This window comes from Bacillus paramycoides, from assembly GCF_038971285.1.
In the GTDB taxonomy this organism is placed as follows: Bacteria; Bacillota; Bacilli; order Bacillales; family Bacillaceae_G; genus Bacillus_A.
Map to the genome: position 1 here is coordinate 247,754 of NZ_CP152429.1, position 17,546 is coordinate 265,299.

Below are 17,546 nucleotides of genomic sequence, written 5' to 3' on the forward strand. Positions count from 1 at the left end.
ATGAAATTATAAATACAACTAGCATATAAACATAAAATATGAGTTTATATTTCTTAAATAGACAATAAATACAAAATAAAGAAGAATCCATAATTTGCTGGATTCTTCTTTATTTATTTTTTACTTGCTAATCCATTTGGAGATAATCGGATAATAAGAATCTTTTCCTTGTAATACATATAAAATTCCTTTAAGGGGCCCGAAAACTAATAAAATAGTTAGGGTTATATATAATGGGGCTGTCCACAATATCATTGACATATTACTTGCATTCATATCGAAATGGAACATAGAAAACATTAAAATCCTCATTACAAAAGTATTCCAAATCAATACAATAATCCAAGTTAATAGCTGATAAACAGCTGTTTCAATAGCTATTATGCGAAGTTCTTTTGATTTGAATACGAAATAAAAAATAAACGATACATAAAAAATTGTAATGCTAAAAAAAGTGAGAATGATGAAAGATACAAAAGTAATAGTATGCATCATTAATTTTAGTTTTTTTTCTTGAGATAAGTTCACTTAAACGCCTCCTATTATTTTTTTGCGGAAATAGGTGGAGTCATAAGTACTACGTCATTATCTTTTAACTGTACGCGAAAAATATATACAGGTTGAGAAAACCCTTTTGTATCAGTGGCGTACTCTAAATTACACTCTGTAATGACTAATGTCTCACCTTCAAATTCTTCACCCGCCCCAAAAGGTCCCATAGGATAAATGTCTCCTTGTTTCAGTTTTTGAAATGCTTCTTTTGGAGAAATAATTTCGACGTCTCGCACCTTTTGACCTTCGGAATCATAAACAGGCATTTTTTTACCTTCTTTACTTAACTCCAGTGATGTTTTTATAGTGACATGAGACATATCCATTTTTCCATAGGGATCAAATGGCATATTACCAAATTCCTTCATTTGATACGAAATAATTATTCCAAGCGCGACGAAGCTTACTGCAGTGGGTAAGATTAAATATTTGACTATTTTTGTGTGTGATTTCTTTTTTTCGAAAAAAATACGACCTATATTTACTATACAATACCCTAGCATCATTCCTATGGTATTATGAAGTAAATCGTCTAGTTCCGCACTTCCACGAAGTGTTATAAATTGGAGAGTTTCAATAAATAAAGACGTTGTAATTGAACTGATTAACATCCATTTTGCTTTTAAAAAAACTTCACTAAATAAAGGTAATAAAATTCCTAGCGGAAACAGCATACTGATATTAACAATGATATGAAAAAAAGAATTAAATGAAAATTGATTCCATGCTTGTTGATACTGGCTCAGTACATCGAAATCAATTGTTCTTACAAAGATATTCTCAGCTGGACGACCAAATGTGGTAGCTATTATTAAAAGGGAATAATAGCCTATTATTAATATAAGTAATATAACCTGTCGTTTAGTAAATTTCTTTTCTTGTTCATTAATAAAATTCATTTTTCACCTCTTTAGAATAATGTATATTTTCGCGGTTCTATTGCAAGATTTCTTAACAAAGAAAAAGTTGAATCAAATACAGTTAAATTTTGTACAACGCGATTTTACGAATCGAAGTTTCGACTAATGTACTGATAAGTCTTACATAGCTTAGGATTACTTTTCTAACAACTAGGTCATATTTACAACTTGGAATTCTTATATTTACTAAACAAGTAAGATCCACCAAACATTACAGTTTCTTTTGAAACTTTGTTGTTCTTTGTTTCGCCCAATTGATACATTTCTTTTCGATTAAATGATACGATACTATAGAACAAAGTATTGTCATTGTAATACATAAGATAAAAAGGAAAAAGATAGGTACCTTTGCATACAAAATTTTAAAGAGTACCATCATGATTGGAAAATGACATAAATAAATACTATATGAAATTTCTCCTAAGTATACAAACACACTCTTATTTAAAATAGCTTTTACCTTTAAGTTATTCATAGCCACAATAATAAGAAAACTAACGCCAATTACCACACCCCAATCTTTTAATAGGAAAGCAGTATCACTACGTGAAATCAATAAAATTCCAGTAGAATATAAATATAGAAAGACCCCTAATGCGATAAGAAGTTTTCTGTTTAAGTTTTTCATACTTCTATATAAGTGAGTAATTTCTTCCTGATATTTAAAAAGTAACATTCCAATCATAAACATGGATGTGAAATGCAATGTATCAGCATAACCATTATAAAATCCCTCAGCTTTTCCAATATGGAACATATTAAGAAAAATACTAATTAAAGAAAAGCTTATAGCAAAGAGTATCGTTTTCTTCCAACTCTGTTTATAAAACAGAAGGAAGAACATGGGAAACACGATAGATATACGCATTTCTTGAGCTAATGACCAGATAACCGGATTATAATTATCCGTAAAAAAGTTATTAAGAAGTACAAGGTGATTGATAATATCTAATTTTGTTATAGGCCCTTGCCATTTATCATAGAACCAATCTCGTAATCCCGTAACTTCATATGATGAAAATAACATAAATAAAGCAAAGGTGATGAATATCCAGAAATAATAAGGGATATAGATTCGTAAAAATCGTTTAATTAAATATCCCCAATAATTTGTTTTTGAGTGATAAAGTGCCATAGATAGCACAAAACCACTGAGCACATAAAAAATGATTACAGCTTCCCCGCCAGCCCATAAAAACCTAAGAGGGGATAATTTAATAGAATTAGGCAACGATGGTAGCATCAAACAAAAATGTCCAATTACGACTGTAATAGCTGCTAATCCCCTTATAGAATCTAATTCTTTTATTCTTTTACTCATAAAGTCTTCTCCTTGTAAATTGTAGATTTTACTGTTAATAAAGGCCGCTATACTAGTGTAGCGGGAGAATTGTACATATATACGTATAGGATAGAAGGAACTTTTAAAATAAAAAGTAGGGTAAACTTTAAATTTTTATTAAATTTTTGAACTCTTTTATTTAGGTAATTTAACTTCAAATATTGTTCTTATCACATTACTTTTAGCAAAAATCACCCCATTATACTGTTCGACTATATTTTTAGGATTACAATTAATAGACAATCTAAGTAATAAATTTGTTCCACATTTACAAAAAAAGCAAACCAGTGTGCCCCAATTGAATATCGAAACACACTGATAACGCAGTCTTTTTTCTTATTGTCTACTTAATAGGGGTAAGACTCCATCACAATCACCCTAATATTATAAAGTAACTCCTTAACGTATTTTATTATTGTTTTTTATTAACAGACATAAAAATGATTTGTTTATTCTATTGATAATTACCAAACTTTATCATAATATGTTTGTATATACGTAAACGAAATTTATTTACGTTTGTTTTTCGGGAAAAGAAAGGAAGGATTAATAACAATAAAATAATGGGCATATCACCTACAAAGAGCTGTGAAAAGAATAGAACTAGTACAGAAAAGTTACAACCATATGGAGAATAAGGTTATACAAAAAAGTCCTAAAAGGAGGACAAAATTATGGAAAAAAGAAAGTATTCAGTAACACCTCAAGATCGAATGAATTATTTATTAGGTCTTTATTCTGCAGATCAACAAATTAATGCAGTTCTTTATTTTCCTGTAGGTATATCAAAGAAAATACTTGAACAATCAATAAGGATAACGTTACAATTGCAGCCGGTTTTGAACAGCCGTTTTGTAGAAAATGATATTCCTTACTGGGAGGAACATTCATCTGGTACTAACACACCTATTTGTCTTTTTGCAGAAGGAAATGATCAAGAACTTGAAATGATGGCAATAGATTTTATTAAGGAACCTGGAGATCGTATCCAGGGGCCTATGGTTCAAGCAAAATTATTACGAGGCAATACAACAGATATGTTAGTTGTGAAATTATCTCATCTATGTTCAGATGGTGCAGGAGTCAAGGAATATATTAATTTGCTGGGAGCAATTTATACTCAACGTTCCTTGGGACGATCTAAGGATCAAATTATAAAGGAATTTGGTGATGGAAATGAGAGTTTTCGAGATCAATCACCTGTATTCAAATATGCTGGAATATCGGACGTAAAAAGTGCGTATCGTCCTAACAAAGAACAACAGGTATCGTTATGGTCTTTTCCATCTCACCCGAACAAAAATACACACCCAAAAATATCTGTACGTCGGTTGAGCCATAAGCAAACTTTACAACTAATCCATTGGACAAAAGTACAACAGGCTACCTTAAATGATGTAATCATGACTGCATACTTCCGAGCTTTATCACATTTCACTGTGTATGCAGAACCTCGCACCGCAGAAAAAATGATTGGTTTAACAATTGATTTACGTCGATATCTGCCTAATTATACAACTGGTGCTATTTGCAACTTATCCGGCATGGAAATGCCAGTGATAAAAATGGAAAATGATGAATCATTTAATCAGACTCTCGTTCGAATTAAACAATCAATGGATAAAATAAAGTCTCAAAATCCAGGTCTTTCTTCAGCAGCAGGAATGGAGCTATTGGCAGGTATGAAGCTATCTGTAGTGAAGGAAATGTATAATCAGCAATACGAACAGGCTTTACAGATGGGAATGGCTTTGCCATTACTGACAAACTTCGGGGTGATCGCTGATGAACCTATTCAGTTTGGTGAAGTTCAAGCTGAGGACGGGTATATGACATCACCCATTATGTATGCGCCATTCTTTTCAATGGGTGCAAGCTTTTACAATGGAAGACTTACATTTACAATTGGTTATCATACGCCGGATACATCAAAAGAAAAGGTAGACAAATTTTTAGAAAGCGTTGTTAATCAACTATCATAAATAAAAGAGAATATAGCGCGAAAATTTCTAGCGGAATTGTATTTTAGGGGCTCGCCCTTATGCCATCAACTTAAGAATTCGGAATTAACCCAGAACGAAATTTTATGTTACAAGTTAGCACAAAATTTCGTTCTGGGGGTACTATAAAATTTTAGCTTGATAGGTATGTGGCGATACCCCACATCCATCAACTTAAGGATTTTGACTATTCTTGAAATTGAAAGTGCGTTACTATTTTCTTATATTAATGAGAAAGGGTGACGTGCTTTTTATGAATATGCATCAAAAACAAGAATTGTCTTTATTTGCCGAAGAGTTGTATAGATATATGTCTCCCGCTACACTTAATCGATTAGCTATAGAAGCTGGCGGAATGAAACGAAAACGTAAGTGCCATGGGCACCATTTTCTATCTTTGTGTGTATGGTTAAATCAACAAATCGCTACTACCTCTCTTACTCAACTTTGTAGTCAATTAGAAACCTCAACAGGGGTTTTGTTAAGTCCAGAGGGACTTAATCGACGCTTTAACTCAGCTTCGGTAGCCTTCTTTCGAACTGTATTTACTACACTTCTACAAGCTAAGATTGGAGGGTTATCTAAGATTTCTCATTCTCTTTCTGCTTACTTTGAGCGCATTCGCATCCTTGATTCTACAACCTTTCAAGTTCCAGATCGATTCGCATCTACTTATCCTGGTGCCGGAGGATGTAGTCATAAAGCTGGTATAAAAATTCAATTAGAGTATGACTTGTTGAGCGGAGAATTTCCTGATGTGAAAATTGAACCAGGAAAACGAAGTGATCAGGCATATGGTGCAACTCGAACAGGCATGATACAAAAGAATGAACTATATATTCGTGACTTAGGATACTTTCGTTTACAGGACTTTAAGTCTATCCAAGATAAGCAAGGATATTATTTATCACGTCTTAAATTACCAACTAAAATATATAGGAAAGAATTCGAAACAGTGGTATTTAAAACAAAACCTGCTCAATTGAGACCCGTATATATACAAATTCATTTAGAAGATATCATGAAACAATTACAACCTGGTCAAGTGTATGAGTTACATGATGTATATGTAGGGAGTAAAGGCAAGTTGCCTACTCGCATTGTGGTTTATAGGTGTACGGAGGAGCAAAAACAGAAACGCTTACGTGATCGAGCTATTCGCGAAAAGAAAAAAGGGATTACATATACAGAGCGTACGAAACTCTTACAAGGAATTACGGTATATATGACAAACATTCCTACGGAATGGGTGCCAAAAGAGAAAATCTATGATTTATATTCATTGCGTTGGCAAATTGAGCTGTTATTTAAAATATGGAAATCTTGGTTTCAAATTCATCGTTGTAAATCTATTAAACAAGAGCGACTAGAATGTCACCTTTATGGACAACTCATTAGTATCCTATTATGTTCTTCTACTATGTTTAAAATGAGAGAACTTCTGTTACGTAAGAAACAGAAAGAGCTAAGTGAATATAAAGCGATGTACATGATTAAAGATTATTTCTTACTTTTTTATCAAGCATTACATAAGAACACCCAAGAATTATCAAAGATTCTTCTTCGTCTGTTTAACCTCCTACAGCGAAACGGACGAAAATCCCACAGATATGAGAAAAAAACGGTCTTTGATATTTTGGGCGTTGTTTATGAGTATACCACTTCAATCCATCAGGTAGCATAGTTATAGTAAAAAAATTGAAACCCGTCAGGGTTTATTTGATATGCCTACTTTTATGATATCTATAAAAGATAATAAAAAACTACATGGAAAGATCAGTTTTTATATAAACATATAGTTTAAGTTGATGGATGTGTGGCGATACCCCATCGCCATCAAGCTAGTAAAGCAGAATGTCCCCCAAAACGAAAATTTTATACTTCTACAGTTATTTATAAGAATTCAGCTCATTTTTTTGGATACATCCATAATGAATGGTTATGTCAACTTCACATGTATATATTATTCATCATTCTTTCTTCAAGTAACAAGATAAGATAGTTCAAAAATTTATATTAAATCTGTTACAGTAATTTATAGAATACATAATTTGAGAAATGAGGAAAAACAATGAATAGAATTGAATTTATAAGAAAAGAGGAGAAAAAATATCACGACTATTATTACGATAATTATAAACTGTTTGAAGAAGGTTCGTGGCTACATAAACCTGTAAAAAATTCCATTGTTTGAAGGAAAAGACGATCTTAGTGTGCTTGATTTAGGTTCTGGAGTGGGTAGAAATAGTATCCCATTGGCTCAAGCTATAAAAGAAAATCGCGGTACAGTTGTGTGTGTTGATTTATTAGACTCTGCTTTGCAAAAATTAAATCAATATAGTGAGGAATATAAAGTTAAAGAAGTAATTCAAACTGAAAAAGCTGATATAGGAAACTATGACATTAAGTCTAATAACTTCGACCTCATTGTTGCAGTTTCAAGTTTAGAACATGCCCGATCCGAAGAGATATTTGAAAAAGTTGTTCAACGAATGGCAGACGGAACGAAGTACAACGGAATAAATTGTATTATTGTAAATTCTGAAGTTGAAGAAATTGATATGGATACCAATAAAAAATTAGATGCACTAATGGAGATAAACATTCCAACGGAAGAAATGATGAATAAATTAAGACAAATATATGATGGTTGGGAAGTATTGAGTATCATAGTAAAACCGCTCGAATATAAAATTATTCGAAATGAAAAGTCTGTTTTATTAAAAACAAATGCAATCACATATGTTGTGAGAAAAAATAATCTATAAGGGGCCACCATACATTTCTATCAATCTAAGATGAATTTATACCATAATTCATAGAAAACATTATTCTTTTTGGGGCCACTCACAAAACAATAGGTAGAACTCAAAGGTCTTTTTGAATTTGTAATCAGTATAGCAATATAACCAAATCACGCAGCAAACATTAGTACACATTCAGCACCGTATCAAATGAAAGTGTCAAAAGACCACAAATAACTATACTGTTTACTTTATGACAATAGAAGTTACCTAGCAAAAACAAAAAAGCATATTACAAGAAAGATCTGTTATGTGTTTTTACTTTTAACATATATTAAGGTTTGTAAAATTGGTTCTGGTGCAAAAATTTTAAAATATGTGAAACTGGTCTAGTAAACTTGGACATACTGATAGTACTACTCTATAAAAAGTGTGTGATCGATATAGAAAAAGAAAATGTATTCAAATGAAGCATTATCAGGCAGATATTATTTACACCTAAACCAAAATTTTTCGACAATAAGGAGCTGTCCCCAAAGGGTAAACTCCTCCAAAATGGAAAAATAAAAACATTGATATATCAACGTTTCTAAAATAATAAGAACTGTCACATAGTCAAAAATTCGACTTATGGGACAGTTCCTTTTAGTGAAAGTTACATTTTATTTTTTATTAGGAACTACTTTCCAATACGTGCATATTCTCCATAGCCATTCAAATGGTCCCATTCTAAAGAATTGAAGCCACAACATACTGAATAGTAATTGAATCACATAAATCCCAATACAGAGAACAAGAGTCTGAGAATAAGTGATATTTCCTGTTAATTGAAGATAATAGTCAAATATCATTACTAAAGCAGCTTGAGAAAGATAGTTTGTTAATGCCAGACGACCATAGTTTTTTAAGGGACACAATAGCTTTTGTATCCACGAATATTGTAATAATAATATTAATATTCCTACATAGCTTGCAGAAACAATAGGACCAATTATAATACCAATTTTTATGAAAGTTTTTGAGTCAATTGCTCCCTTCGTTGGCATATCGACTATAGTTGAAGGTGCATGAGTATATTGAATCCATAATCCAATTATACTTAAAACAGATGCTATGATTGTAAAAACTTTATATTTACATTTATTTTTTGATATATTCTCAAATATACGATATTGTCCTGCTGTAAGTCCTAATAAAAATAAGGGGATTATTGATAAAGCTTTATCCCCTAGATAACTTGTGCACATTAGCCCTAATAGTGCTAGCATCAAATTTATATGTTTGTTTACTCTATAAAAAGGGATCATGAAAATTCCGAATATTGAATATGCCATTAATGCTTCACCATGGTCAAACCTCTCAAGGATCCAACTCATTGCAAATAATACAACCAGTCTTCTTATAAATAGGAGATATGCATTATCATTTTTTGCTTTTGCACGTGTAATAAAGATATAAAATCCTATACCAAATAAAAAAGTGAAAATTGGCATAAATCGTCCTTCTACAAATAAATATAAAAAACGGTGATATGATGCATCAATAGAGTTTGATGATGGAGAATCTACTTTTAAAAGAAAAAAGGGAACATTCACTAGCAAAATCCCTATCAAAGCAAATCCTCTTAAATAATCTAATATATCTATTCTGTTGTTAGTAATTTCAGTTTTCATGCTTATTTTCTATGCTCCTACATTCAAATTTCAGTGGTTTTTGTCTCTTTATTATTCCATTTAGTGATGCTAGTCCTACAATATTATTAGAAAATTCTCCACTCTTCATTTTTGTTTTTACTGAAATCTTAAAACATTCAAATTTTTTATATTACAAATTCTTCACCTCAGATTATCTTTCTCCTATCGAATTTGAGAAAGCCTATTCATAATATTCACCTTTAATTTTCAATTTTTTAATATCTGTTTTGATACTGATATTAGCATGTAAAAAATCAAAGCTTATATTAGGCGTGTCGCTATTCCCATCTATTTCTTTTTTATTATAAAAGGTATTTCAGCTTTTAATTATCTAATTACATGACATTAGTATTACAATTTTGTAAGGATTGTAGCTACATGATCCCATTGCTATATGTGGCGAGATCCCTGTTACAAGTTAGTACAAAATTTCGTTCTGAGGGTACTATAAAATTTTAGCTTGATGGGTATGTATGGTGACCCCTATTAGTGTGTATTTTACATTGATTTTTTTATAAAAAACAAACTTAAATATGCCAGATTACAAAAAAACCATCGTTTTCGATCTTTATTTCGATCTTTATATTGAATTTCTTTGGACATTCTTAGCGAAGTGCTACCCTTTTATTAATTTTTGTATTAACTCTTCTTTATCTTTTTGAGATTTGATAAAACATACTTTATCTTTATACGGTTCCAACTTTATAAGTAATTGTTCTCGCTCGTATGTTCGATAATCTTTTTCCCATTCAAACATATTTTTTAGTGCTTTTAAAGATGGTTTATATTTAGACTTCTCAAGCCCTAACTTTTGTTTAAGAAATCGCTTGATGATTTGGTAACGATTTTTCAGTTGAGAAACGTCTAGTACAATAATTACATCTGCTTCTTCAAAGCTATTATCAGACCATTTAAACTGTACACCTTCAATAACCCAATTATTTTGATTAACAATTTTTGTTAACAAGGCTAGCTTCTCATCCATAGGACGACGTGTATCTCCTTTTTGATCACGAATCCAATGGATATCATCTAGTTCATATCGAGGAATATTCAATTCCTTAGCTATTTTTTTAGAATATGTTGTTTTGCCACTCCCTGTAGATCCTGTAATGTGTATTTTCATAATTTAACTTCCTTTACATTAAAAATTCTTTTTAGGTTTAGTACCTAATAAACTGGGGTACAGACCCATCACAATCAGGCTAAGAAAAACAAATACCCCAAAACGAGAAAATATGTTAAATTCCCATAGATAACTATCTTATATTTAAGGGGGGGGGATTCAAATTGGTTAAAAACTTACCTTTACTAATAGTGATTTTAATACTAGGTGTAAGTTCTTCTACATTAAGTACGAACGGATACTTTTCTCCAGTTATAGAATGGTCTTTAATGATTATAAGTATTATTTTAAACATTACTGCAGTGATAGGTTTATCACTACACGTCCTTGTATATCAACCTATGAAAAGATTTGATAAAAATTTAAAAGAGACCTTCAAATAAAATAATTATATTTGAGGTAACACCACATCACCATCGAGCAAAAAAATGTATCCATAAAAAGATAAAATACGCTATTCTTTCTGTAGAATCATAGGAAAGGATGGCGTTTTTTATGTCTGTTTCTGTGTCTGACGAATTGCAACTATTTGCTCAAGAGATTCAAAGTTCCCTATCTCCAAACACCTTACGGTCTGTTGCGCGAAGTGTTGGTTTTGTAAAGCGGATTAGTAAATATCAAGCACAAGATTTAGTCGCTTTATGTGTATGGATGAGTCAAAATGTCGCGACAACTTCTTTAGCTCAGCTATCTAGTTGTTTAGAGGCATCAACAGAAATACTTATCAGTCCTGAGGGACTGAATCAACGATTTAATCCAGCAGCTGTACAACTTTTACAACATATATTAGCTGAGCTCTTAAACAAAAAATTAACTTCATCTATGTCAATTGCTTCTCCATGTACTTCAATTTTTAAGCGTATTCGTATTCTAGATTCTACGGCTTTTCAACTTCCAAATATATTTTCTTCCGTTTATCCTGGTGCGGGAGGTTGCAGCCATACTGCAGGAATGAAAATTCAACTTGAGTATGATCTTTTAAGTGGGCATTTTCTACATATTCATACAGGACCAGGGAAACAACATGATCGAACTTACGGTTCCCTTTGCGTACCCACTGTAAAAGAAGATGATTTGTGTATTCGGGATTTAGGCTATTTTCATCTGAAGGATCTTCAATATATACAGGATAAAAAGGCTTACTATATTTCTCGCATTAAATCTAATACACGTATTTATCAAAAAAATCCCAATCCTACTTATTATTAAAATGGAAAACTAAAGAAGGGAACAGAATATAAACAGGTAGATATGGAGGTAGTAATGAATTCTCTTCAACCAGGACAAACATATGAAATATATGATGCTTATGTAGGAATGGTCGATAAAGTACCAGCTCGTGTCATTGTTCATCGACTTACAGAAGAACAGCAACAAAAAAGATTGCGGGATCAAGCTATACGAGAAAAAAAGAAAGGAATGAAGTATTCTCCCCGTAGCAAACGACTTAGTGGTATCAATGTATATATGACAAACACGCCTATAGAGATTGTCCCGATGGGACAAGTGCATGATTGGTATTCTTTACGTTGGCAAATCGAGATTTTATTTAAAACTTGGAAATCATTCTTTCATATTCACCATTGTAAAAAAATAAAACGAGAACGATTAGAATGCCATTTGTATGGGCAACTGATTGCCATTCTACTCTATTCTTCTACTATGTTTCAAATGCGGCAATTACTTCTTATGAAAAAGAAACGAGAACTGAGCGAATATAAGGCCATATATATGATTAAAGATTACTTTCTTCTTCTTTTCCAAGCTATACAGAAAGACACCCAAGAGCTATCAAAGATTCTAATTCGCCTGTTCAACCTCCTACAGCGAAACGGACGAAAATCCCACAGATATGAGAAAAAAACGGTCTTTGATATTTTGGGCGTTGTTTATGAGTATACCACTTCAATCCATCAGGTAGCATAGTTATAGTAAAAAAATTGAAACCCGTCAGGGTTTATTTGATATGCCTACTTTTATGATATCTATAAAAGATAATAAAAAACTACATGGAAAGATCAGTTTTTATATAAACATATAGTTTAAGTTGATGGATGTGTGGTTCTACCCCTTATAAATGTTACAAAAATCTTTCAAATAGCTCTAACTTGCACAATGCTTCCCGTTAATATAATACGCTGATTCTGTGAAAACCGTAAATACAACCTCTACTTCTGGAAGTCCAAAATCCATTACATATGTAGTAATTGACTTGGCAAATCGATCACGAATTTCCTGTCCACGCTCGAACCATTTCACTTCAATAAGAGGAAACGCTTCTATTTCTTCTCCATTGAATACAAACGTAGAACTTGGTAGTTCCAACGTAAAATTATCCGTACCACACTCACAAATCTCTGCGAGCTCTTCTACTAATGGCTTGCTTATGCGTTTTAATTGTTCAGTAGTAATTCCACGAAATACAACATGTGGCATATGAATCCCTCCGTTAGATAGCTTTATATTTGCTCACATCATAACACAATTTATTTTACTGCACTAACATCTATTGGTACATTTCAATGATATGCTTAAGAATGATCATATGTTATTGAAGCAATACATGTATTGTAACTATTTAAAACATTTGAGAAATCAGTAATTGGGTAAATAAAAAAAGCCTTATCATTCTCCCTGTAAGGAGGCATGAGGAAGGCCTCTATTAGGAAAGGGTTAGTTACGTTTATATATTTTAAAAAGAAAAGACACCCTAAGGTGCCTTCCTCCGACTTGATAACCACTTTAATTTTAATAACATTGGATTCCCATCCGAATACTATTTTACCACGTTAAGTAATGTTGGTCATTGAGAAAATCAAATACGTAGTGTTCATATATAGTGACATCTAGGAGCATGCAAGATTTAATACAGTTTTTTATTTATCCAACAACAAAAAAGAACACTAAAACCGTGCCAGGATAGGAATGTATAAAAAATGCATAGGTCGATAGAACAAAGAAAGGAGGTTCCCTTGTAAGGGAGAGATGCCTCCTTGACCTTGCTACCGATAATAAGACGTTATGTGAACTACACATGAATCTTTATTCATAAGTCAAAATAAAAAGCATGTGAACCTGACGAAATCATGAATTTTATCAGGTTATTTCTGCGTTCTGGCTCTTGTTAAATTAAAGTAATCTAATTAAAAATGAAAATATTTTATACTTTTATATAAGTTTAATTTACTTTTTGTAAAAAATAGGTTTATAATTTAATTCAAGAGGTGATGGTCATGAAGAAAGATTTTGGTGATTCGATATCAAATAAGGTTTATGAATATCGTGTACTTGCCAGAATGTCTCAGCAAGAATTAGCAGAAAAAGTCGGAGTTTCCAAACAAACCATCTTCGTAATGGAAAAAGGAAATTATGTTCCGACTCTGCTGTTAGCTTTTCGAATTGCCGAATTTTTTAATGTTGATGTAAACGATATTTTTACTTATCTGAAAGGAAATGATAAAAATGGAAATTAAGTCAATCTCAGATATCCCTAATGCAATTTTTTACCCTTTAAAGTCCTGGGCTGAACAATCTACAGGAAATTGGAATATTCTCGTTGGAGTTGGTTTTTTACTGCTCATGGGTAGTTTGATTTTTGCTTGTGTATTTTATAAGAAGATTGGAAAAGACGACGAACGAACAAATACAATCTTTTTGAAAAGCAGTTACTTTATGCTGTGTGCAATTATACTATGTGACATGATTTTTCCAAAAGACTACATGTGGAACATTTTTTTCTTATTCAAATATGCGCTAGCAATTTTAGCTGCTGGAACTTACATGGCTATCCAATATAAAAAGGATTTTTTATAAGGAAAGGTCAATTATTCTTGAATGTGAGTGCATTGATAACCTCTCTTTTTACTAGGTTATTTCCTTTCTTTGGTACATAGAAAAAATTAATTAACTTCCAATAACGATAATTATGTAAATAAGTTGCCCACACGGGCAGCTTATTTTATTTTTCCGTATAGCATAGATTATTTTGAAAAACGCTGACGGTATCCCAGGGAGCATAAAAAACAACAAAATACTAAACTTTAGAAGCTAAATAAAGGAAAATTAAAAAAGTATATGGAGTGAGATATTCTATAATTGTAATGCATATTTTAAGGTTGTTAGAACACTCAAAATTCACCGTAAGAATTGCTATTTTTTATAGTCTATTTACGTAATTTATGTTATGGTTTCATATGTTAATTACTTACAATTTCTCAGAAGGGGTATGGGAGTTTGAAGGTAAAGGGACTAATATTATTAGCATTTTCACTTATGTTTGTAGCAGGGGGAGCAGCAGGGTGTACTACAAAAGAAAAACAAGTAGATAGTAAAATTTCTATTGAGCAAAATAAGAAAGAAGACTATGAGGAAAACCTGGCTTATCTGATGAAAGATGTTTCTGAACAGTCCAAGGTCGTAAGTGACATATTAACAAGCCAAAAATCAGTAGAAGAGAAGAAAAAAGAATTTGATTTAGCTTCTAAGGACTTACTTGAAACATCTGAAAAGGTTAAAAAATTAAAGCATGACGAAAAGTATAAAGATGTGCAGTTTACAATAGATACTGCTATGGGTTTACTAGATATGTCAATTAAATTAATTGGAGACGGTCTAGAATTAAAAGATAGGAAATTAATAGAACTAGGTAATGATGCAGTAGTCAAAGCTTCTAAGAAGATAAACGAAGCAAACGAGATGATGAAAGACATTAAATAGTTGGTAATTTAGTTAGCTTCTGAACTACTAGAAAATGAGCTTTAAGAAAGTAGGAAAAGATATGAAACAAAAGGCACTAAAACTTGCTTTACCCTTCATGCTATTAATAGGAGGAGTTGGTTGTGGAAGTAATGCAATAGATGAAGAGCACGCTATTGTTTCGAAAGAAGATGCAAAAAAGGAAGACATTTATGCAGGAAATCTACTCCAATTAAATAAAGAGTTTAACACTATTATTGAAGATCTAGCTATAGCTGAGGAAAAGGGGTATAGTTCTGAATCATCCAAAGCTGAGTTTGAAGAGAAATTTAAACAAGCAAAGTCAGTTACAGCACAAATGAGAAGATTAGCACCAAGCTCAAAATATAAAGATGCCCATAAAAAGGTATCTCAAGCAACTACAGCGATAGATAAATCTTTTAATAAGCAATTAGACGCTATTAAACAAGAAGATTCAACTAAACTTAAAGAAGCTACAGACAGTATGAATGAACCATTTGACAAGTATTTAGAGGGGATAAGTGATGTGAACGATATATATTTAAAAGAGATTGAAGATATTGCTGAAACATTAGGAAAATAGGTAAAATAAACGATATTCATAGTGGCGAATAAAATGGAAACAAATAAAAAAGTGGAAAGAATAGAAAAAGCATTTTAAAACAAAGGGGTATATGTCAATGAAACGTAAGATTTTATCTTTTTTAGTAGTTCCAATGTTAATGTTAACTGGGGTTGGATGTGAGACAAAGGTTAAGAAAGATGAAGCAATGGAAGCTTCTGTTAAACAGAATAAAAAAGAAGACTTCAGTAAGAACCTAGAATATTTAATGAAAGATTTCTCCGAACAATCTAAAGAAATAGACGGTATTGTAAAAAGTAGCAAGTCAATGAAGAAAAAGTCAGAAGAGTTAAAAGAAGTATCTAAACCTTATTTAGAGTTAGCGGACAAAATAAGTAAGTTAGAGTATGAAGTAAAAGATTACCCAGTACAACATAATGTAGGTTTAGCGATGATTCATGTAAAAGATGGAGTGGAAATCATACAAGAAGGTTTAGATAAGGGTAAAGAATATGAAGTTGATGCTGGGGTTGAAAGATTAGAGACTGCTTCTAAGTTAATAGATAAAGCAAACGAAGAATTGAAAAAATCTAAGTAACCTAACTATAGGGGAGTGTGTTATATCTATAGGCTATCCTATAATTAATGGATACTAAAGCTTAATACATAATAAAATACTGGTTCTAATAAGAACCGGTATTTTAAATGGTGTTATTTTGAAGCACCTATTTTACTAAGTAAAATAAGTGTATAGTCTAATTCCTATCAATAATCCGTAGGTAACATCATAATAAAACTTTTACCGTTATCAATAATCCATATACGATGTGCTAATGGAAGTTAATCCACTTTTACATTTGTTTTGGAACGTATCTCAAAACCTGGACTTTCTGGTTGATAATTTAATACCAAATAATTATCTTCCAATTTTAAATCAAAGATGTGTTTATAGCTTAATAAGGAATTGTTTTTTAGAAGTATTTGTGTTTTAAAAAAATCCCAAATACTTTTAGTTATTATTGAAGGAAGAATTTTATCTATACTTGCAGTTCCATAACTATGACGATAAATATTACGTATTTTCATATTGTATCCTCCTTTTCAAAACCAAAGGAGATTGAAACATTTAAGGATAAATCTAATGATGGTACATGTAAATTACTCTATGTATCTAATGGATCATGCTCATCTATAACATATCTTTCCTCAATTCTTGCTAAATAATAGTTTTCACTTCCAATGCAATTTAGCCAATAAAATAAAAGTAAAATAGATTCGCTATTTTTAGTATTGTTTATGTTTTCTCCTAGTTCCTCTGGCATATCCCACTTAAAATCCGTCCAATGCCATAACAGACCGTGTGGCAGTGTATTTTTGTCTTTGCCTTATTCAGTGATTCTTGCACTTTTTCTACTGATTCAGAATTAGTTAATATTTTATTCATAGATCTTAATAAATCTGAATTCCTTATAATTAACACAACATTTGCCATGTGCTTAATACCTCCTAAAGTGTTCTTTGTAAAATTTCACGTACCATATGTTTAATACATTTTTATACATCAGGTAATCAAGGGAATACTGTCCCTGAAAGGACGGAAATATCATTTAGAATTTCACACGTAATTACGTAAAACATAATCACAATTGCTACATATATCCTTATATGATTTACTGTGTATGGTTTTCTTTTCAAATGGTTCAATTGTCTCGACATAATAGGAACAACTTGTATATTTTTTAAAGTGTAAATCCAGTTAAACGGTAGTTAATTTATTTTTATACAGCCAAATAGCTACATCAAATTGTTTTAGTTTTTTGATTCTTGAAAATTTCATAGTAGGAGTTTGATAATTATAATTTATCATTTTAGGCAAGAAGACTCCTTCCT

15 protein-coding genes and 3 pseudogenes are annotated in these 17,546 nt (G+C 31.5%); 10 read left to right on the plus strand and 8 right to left on the minus strand.

Annotation, left to right across the window (positions count from 1 at the left end; all coding sequences use genetic code 11):
- Positions 1-120 precede the first annotated feature (120 nt).
- The 3 genes from AAG068_RS28860 to AAG068_RS28870 form a co-directional block, all read right to left on the minus strand.
- Positions 121-528, minus strand: coding sequence for a hypothetical protein (locus tag AAG068_RS28860; protein WP_342719965.1), 408 nt, complete (start codon positions 526-528; stop codon positions 121-123).
- 14 nt (positions 529-542) lie between these two features.
- A complete protein-coding gene (locus AAG068_RS28865; RefSeq protein WP_342719966.1) occupies positions 543-1,451 on the minus strand; it encodes a VanZ family protein in 909 nt (302 codons plus the stop codon).
- A gap of 232 nt (positions 1,452-1,683) precedes the next feature.
- The gene (locus AAG068_RS28870) at positions 1,684-2,793 is read right to left on the minus strand and encodes an acyltransferase family protein (RefSeq protein ID WP_342719967.1); all 1,110 of its coding nucleotides are present in this window, start codon (positions 2,791-2,793) and stop codon (positions 1,684-1,686) included.
- A gap of 695 nt (positions 2,794-3,488) precedes the next feature.
- Between AAG068_RS28870 and AAG068_RS28875 the strand changes: the two genes are divergently transcribed.
- From AAG068_RS28875 to AAG068_RS28885, 3 genes and pseudogenes are all read left to right on the plus strand, one after another.
- Positions 3,489-4,796: a condensation domain-containing protein gene (locus tag AAG068_RS28875; protein ID WP_342719968.1), complete on the plus strand. Its 1,308-nt coding sequence runs from the start codon at positions 3,489-3,491 to the stop codon at positions 4,794-4,796.
- Positions 4,797-5,067: 271 nt separating this feature from the next.
- The gene (locus AAG068_RS28880) at positions 5,068-6,498 is read left to right on the plus strand and encodes an IS4 family transposase (RefSeq protein WP_342718372.1); all 1,431 of its coding nucleotides are present in this window, start codon (positions 5,068-5,070) and stop codon (positions 6,496-6,498) included.
- Positions 6,499-6,885: 387 nt separating this feature from the next.
- Positions 6,886-7,582, plus strand: a pseudogene (locus tag AAG068_RS28885) (class I SAM-dependent methyltransferase).
- A gap of 638 nt (positions 7,583-8,220) precedes the next feature.
- Here AAG068_RS28885 and AAG068_RS28890 read toward each other — a convergent pair.
- Positions 8,221-9,231 carry a DUF418 domain-containing protein gene (locus AAG068_RS28890; RefSeq protein ID WP_342719969.1) on the minus strand — a complete coding sequence of 337 codons (1,011 nt, stop codon included), beginning with the start codon at positions 9,229-9,231 and terminating at the stop codon, positions 8,221-8,223.
- A 637-nt stretch (positions 9,232-9,868) separates the two neighbouring features.
- A complete protein-coding gene (locus AAG068_RS28895) occupies positions 9,869-10,378 on the minus strand; it encodes a DNA topology modulation protein FlaR (RefSeq protein WP_342719970.1) in 510 nt (169 codons plus the stop codon).
- Positions 10,379-10,542: 164 nt separating this feature from the next.
- On the opposite strand from AAG068_RS28895, the gene AAG068_RS28900 reads away from it, so the two are divergent.
- Positions 10,543-10,761, plus strand: a complete 219-nt coding sequence (locus AAG068_RS28900; RefSeq protein WP_000240391.1) for a hypothetical protein — start codon at positions 10,543-10,545, stop codon at positions 10,759-10,761.
- A 112-nt stretch (positions 10,762-10,873) separates the two neighbouring features.
- Positions 10,874-12,304: pseudogene (locus AAG068_RS28905) on the plus strand (IS4 family transposase).
- Between the two features lie 177 nt (positions 12,305-12,481).
- On the opposite strand, the gene AAG068_RS28910 reads toward AAG068_RS28905, so the two are convergent.
- A complete protein-coding gene (locus AAG068_RS28910; RefSeq protein WP_193672508.1) occupies positions 12,482-12,814 on the minus strand; it encodes a DUF1904 family protein in 333 nt (110 codons plus the stop codon).
- Between the two features lie 797 nt (positions 12,815-13,611).
- On the opposite strand from AAG068_RS28910, the gene AAG068_RS28915 reads away from it, so the two are divergent.
- The 5 genes from AAG068_RS28915 to AAG068_RS28935 all read left to right on the plus strand — a co-directional run bounded on the left by AAG068_RS28915 (position 13,612) and on the right by AAG068_RS28935 (position 16,254).
- A complete protein-coding gene (locus AAG068_RS28915) occupies positions 13,612-13,851 on the plus strand; it encodes a helix-turn-helix transcriptional regulator (RefSeq protein ID WP_025118318.1) in 240 nt (79 codons plus the stop codon).
- Positions 13,841-14,191, plus strand: coding sequence for a DUF2178 domain-containing protein (locus AAG068_RS28920; RefSeq protein WP_134189579.1), 351 nt, complete (start codon positions 13,841-13,843; stop codon positions 14,189-14,191). The genes AAG068_RS28915 and AAG068_RS28920 overlap by 11 nt, the downstream gene beginning before the upstream one ends.
- Positions 14,192-14,611: 420 nt before the next feature.
- Positions 14,612-15,094: a tungsten formylmethanofuran dehydrogenase gene (locus AAG068_RS28925; protein ID WP_342719971.1), complete on the plus strand. Its 483-nt coding sequence runs from the start codon at positions 14,612-14,614 to the stop codon at positions 15,092-15,094.
- Positions 15,095-15,155: 61 nt separating this feature from the next.
- The gene (locus AAG068_RS28930) at positions 15,156-15,677 is read left to right on the plus strand and encodes a hypothetical protein (RefSeq protein WP_342719972.1); all 522 of its coding nucleotides are present in this window, start codon (positions 15,156-15,158) and stop codon (positions 15,675-15,677) included.
- Positions 15,678-15,768: 91 nt separating this feature from the next.
- Entirely contained in the window at positions 15,769-16,254 is a 486-nt protein-coding gene (locus tag AAG068_RS28935; protein WP_342719973.1) for a hypothetical protein, read from the plus strand.
- Between the two features lie 242 nt (positions 16,255-16,496).
- On the opposite strand, the gene AAG068_RS28940 is transcribed toward AAG068_RS28935, so the two are convergent.
- The gene (locus AAG068_RS28940; RefSeq protein WP_342719974.1) at positions 16,497-16,742 is read right to left on the minus strand and encodes a hypothetical protein; all 246 of its coding nucleotides are present in this window, start codon (positions 16,740-16,742) and stop codon (positions 16,497-16,499) included.
- A pseudogene (locus AAG068_RS28945) lies at positions 16,739-17,148 on the minus strand (hypothetical protein). The gene AAG068_RS28940 and the pseudogene AAG068_RS28945 overlap by 4 nt, the downstream one beginning before the upstream one ends.
- Positions 17,149-17,546: the final 398 nt, after the last annotated feature.